We start from the raw sequence: 3,627 nt of genomic DNA, 5'->3' as shown, positions 1-3,627 counted from the left end.
CGGGGTGCGGCGCTGCTCACCGTCGGTGCCACCGACTCCCCGCTGGCCGACATCTGCGCCCAGGCGCGCGGCGTGCACATCGGCGTCGGGCGCGGCCGGATCTCGTCGCGCACCGGGTTGTGGTCGCTGCTCGCGCCGGTGGTGATGGCCGCGAGCCAGCTCGGTCTGGTCGACGCGCCCGCGTCGACCCTCGAGGCGGTCGCGGAGCGCCTGGACGAGCAGGCCGAGGCCTGCCGACCGTCGTCGGAGTCATTCGTCAACCCGGCCAAGCTGCTCGCGACGCGGCTGGCCGAGTCGGTGCCGGTGATCCTCGGTGACGGGCCGCTCAACGGGGTCGCCGCCGGGCGCGCGGCATCGATGCTGGCGCGCACGGCCCGGATGCCCGCCACCTGCGGTGAACTGCCCGACGCGGCCTCGCAGATCGTGGCGTGCTTCGACGGACCGTTCACCGCGGTCGGGGGCCAGGGTGCCGGTGGTCGTGGCGCACGTGACGACATCTTCGCCGACCCCTTCCTGGACGGCCCGGCCCAGCCCCGGCTCGGTCTGCTGATGCTGCGCGACGCGCCTCCGGAGATGCGCAGCCTCGAGTCGGACGAGGCCGAGGCGCTCACGGATGCCGTGCTGCAGTCCGCGGAAGAGACAGGGGTCACGGTCAGCACCGTGACCGCCGAACCGGGCCACCCGCTGGTACGGTTGGCGGGCCAGATGGCGCAGACCGACTTCACCGCCACCTACTTGGCCATCGGGCTCGGCCTCGACCCGGCGGTCTCACCGCACGTCGCCGACCTGCGCGACCGCACCGGACACTGACCTCCGCGGGCTGAACCACCATCAAGGTGGTGCCCGCGGTGCGGCTGCGGACGTCATACGGGCCGTATGCCGTGCGCGTCCGGCGCCTCGTCAGTCACCATGGTCTGGTGGCCAGCCACGGCAGGGACGAGGCGGACGAGGAGCGGGGCGGAAGCCTGCGCTGGTTGTTGCTGCTGCTCGTCATCCCCGTGGTCGCGCTGGTGGTGGTGCAGCTCCAGCCGCATCGGACTCCGTCGGCGTCGCCCACTCCCACGAGCCCGTGGTCGACGGTCAGGTCGAGTGCAAGCGTGGTGCCGGGTCGGATCGGCCAGCCGACCGTGGGGGCGGCGCGACCGACGGGCAACGGTGGACCGTCCAAGGTGCCGTCGGTGATGAACCTCGACCACGCGCCGTTCGGGATCGGCGGCCACTGGGACCTTTTCGCCTCCGGCGACGGCGTGGTGGTCCGGATCGAGTTCGGGCATGATCGGCTCACCACCACCACGGTGCCGAGCCTGGACCGCAGCGGCCCGGTGGCGTTCGTGGCCACCAGCGCGGGGGCGATCGTGCGACCGTTGAGCTCCGTCCCGGGTTACCTCGTGCCCGATGGAAGGCCTGCCCGCCAGCTCACCGGCGTCCTGAGCACCGGTGATCCGGTGGTGCCCGGGCCCGACCCGGGTCACGTCTGGGTCGACCTCGGCAACGGCGTGGACGACAGCGCCATCCGACTGGTGGGTCCCGACGGCCGTCCCGCGGGACCCGACATCAGGAAACCGGCCAACGGACAGGATTGGATCAGGCCCGACGGCGCCGGATACCCGCTGCTGCGGACCACCGGAGGGATCTACGACCTGCTTCCTGACGGGCCGCGCCGCGTCACCGTCGGGGTGTTGGTGGCTTCGGGGCCCACCGGATGGCTGGTCGTGGAGTGCGACCACGTCGATCGTTGCGCGGGTTCGGTCGTCGACCGCGAGTCGAGACGCCGCAGAACGCTGTCCAGCCTTCCGGCGTGGCTGTACGACGCCCAGGGAGCGCTGTCTCCCGACGGTTCGATGGCCGCGCTCACCGACGTCGACGCCGGCGGTCGACCCAGGTTGTGGCTGTCCGACCTGCGATCCGGTGCGAGTTCGGAGGTGGGCGCTCACGGTGGGCTCAGCATCGACCCCGGGCAGAACGCCATCGCCTGGTCGCCGGACAGCCGATGGGTCTTCCTCGTCGACGACCGCGGCGTGCTCCTGGCCGTCGACACCGCGAGTGGGCGGGTGCACCACCTCGGGGTCGACCTGCCGAGGGTCGGACAGGTGGTCGTGCGCTCGAACGGCTGATCCGGCCAAGGCGAACCTGCCGGACTCGCACGGCATACCGGCGATATGCCGTACGCGGTGAAGCGCGGAGGGCCACCATGGTCAGGTGGGCAACCACGCGCAGGACGAGGCGGACGACGAGCTGGGTCGGAACGACCAGCGCGATCCGGACCGCCGCGCTCACGACATCGAGATGGATGACGCCGAGCTGCTCGACGAGTCCTGGGAGAAGGGCAGGGGTGAGGGAGGCGGTGGCCTGCGCTGGCTGATCCTGCTTGTCATACCGGTGGTGGCGCTGGTGGTGCTGCAGCTGCAGCCCGACCAGCAGCCGTCGGCGGCACCGCCGCGCACTCCGATCGCCTCGAATACCCGCGCGAGCACGAACACCGGGACCGCCTCGGTCTGGCCGCGTCGGCTGAGCGCGAAGCTGGCCCGCCCGGGCGAGGACCGCTGGCCCGCGCGCGGCAAGGTCACCGTGACGGCGGTCGGCCACTCGCTACTCGGCATCCGGGGCGGCTGGGACCTCTTCGCCCTCGCCGACGACGCGGTGGTGCGGATCCAGCCGGCGAGGGGTCGCCTCACCACGACGAGGTTTCCCTCGCTGGGCAGCACCGTCCCGCGGTCCTTCCTGGTCACGGGGCGGGGTGCACTCGTGGCGACGCCCATGGGCTTCGTGCCGGGATACCTCGTGGCCGACGGCGACGCCGCTCGGGAGCTCCCAGCCACCCTCCGCGGGCACATCACGGTGGTGCCCGGGCCCGACCTCGACCACGTCTGGGTCAGGGTCGTCGACGACACCGGCTCCTTCGTCTTCCGCCTGCTGGATCTGGACGGCACGACTGCGGGCAGCGACATCCCCGCGCCGCCGAACATGCAGGACCCGATGCTCCCCGACGGGAGCGGCCACCCCTGCATCTGGACGACGGGCGGCATCTACGACGTCACCGATCACGGCCTCGACCGCATCACCACCGGAACGTTGCAGGCGATCGGACCGACCCGCTGGCTGGTCGTGGAGTGCGATGACCACGACGGCTGCGCCAGGGTGGTCATCGACAAGCGGACCGGCACCCGGCGCAGGCTGCCCGGGTCACCGGTCGACTACTTCGCGACGGGCGGGGTCATCTCGCCGGACGGCGGCACGGCTGCCATCTTCGACCCGAGCGAGTCCGGCATGCTGCTCATCGACCTGGCGTCCGGCGCGAGCCGGCGCGTGCCGGTGCGGCTCGGCGGACAGAACCTGACGGGCGAGGTCTCAGCAGCGTGGTCGCCGGACAGCCGATGGTTGTTCCTCGTCGAGGACGACGGGACGCTGGTGGCGTGGGACGGCTCGACCGGCCGGTTGCGCCACCTGGGTGTCGGCCTGCCGAGTCTGAGCAAGGTCGCCGTGCGCGCCGCCCACTGACTGGCCGCGCAACCCCACCCGCGCCCTGCGCCCTAATGAGAGTTACCGGCTCGGCCCGTTGAGGCAGACTCGGTGACAGGTAGCTGCCAGTTGGTGAGCACTCGTGCGCCCAGGATCTCTTCCGAGTCC

The 3,627-nt window shown here is 72.0% G+C and carries 3 protein-coding genes; all 3 read left to right on the top strand.

Annotation, left to right across the window (positions count from 1 at the left end; genetic code table 11):
- Positions 1 to 810 (top strand): SIS domain-containing protein (locus FRW57_RS18875; RefSeq protein ID WP_152186748.1); only part of this gene is annotated, 810 nt, incomplete at its 5' end.
- A 29-nt stretch (positions 811 to 839) separates the two neighbouring features.
- Complete coding sequence (locus FRW57_RS18870; protein WP_152186747.1) at positions 840 to 2,114, top strand: hypothetical protein; 1,275 nt, start codon at positions 840 to 842, stop codon at positions 2,112 to 2,114.
- Between the two features lie 85 nt (positions 2,115 to 2,199).
- On the top strand, positions 2,200 to 3,498 hold the full coding sequence (locus FRW57_RS18865) for a TolB-like translocation protein (RefSeq protein ID WP_152186746.1): 1,299 nt from the start codon (positions 2,200 to 2,202) through the stop codon (positions 3,496 to 3,498).
- Positions 3,499 to 3,627: the final 129 nt, after the last annotated feature.

Origin of the sequence: Segeticoccus rhizosphaerae (assembly GCF_009192725.1) — a bacterium.
Taxonomy (GTDB): Bacteria; Actinomycetota; Actinomycetes; order Actinomycetales; family Dermatophilaceae; genus Segeticoccus; species Segeticoccus rhizosphaerae.
This window is presented reverse-complemented; position numbering and strand designations above follow the sequence as displayed.